Below are 322 nucleotides of genomic sequence, written 5' to 3' on the forward strand. Positions count from 1 at the left end.
CGACGACCAGCCAGTGGCAGACGGCGGCCCGGGACGGGCGGGGCAGCGGGTCGCTGACGCGCACCGATATCGGCCAGACCGGGCTGATAACCGCCCGGGGCGGGCTGACGCTGCAGGCGGGGCACGACATCGTGCTGAACGGGGCGCAGCTGAGCGCGGGCGGGCCGCTGGCGCTGGCGGCGGGCAACGACATCCAGCTGAATGCGCTGACCACGATGACGGACACGGTGCGTCAGGATGGCGGTGCCACCACCGAGCGGCGCCGCCAGGGGCTGGTGCAGAGCACGGTGGCCGGCGGGGGCGACCTGAGTCTGAGCGCCGG

Annotated in this window: 1 protein-coding gene; it reads left to right on the plus strand. The window is 74.8% G+C overall.

Translation table 11 applies throughout. The features are described 5' to 3' along the window. Window positions 1–322, plus strand: a 322-nt coding sequence (locus tag FDP13_RS21545; RefSeq protein ID WP_143840382.1) for a hemagglutinin repeat-containing protein, incomplete at both ends; no start/stop codon positions are given.

This window comes from Dickeya sp. ws52 (genome assembly GCF_007210685.1).
In the GTDB taxonomy this organism is placed as follows: Bacteria; Pseudomonadota; Gammaproteobacteria; order Enterobacterales; family Enterobacteriaceae; genus Dickeya; species Dickeya chrysanthemi.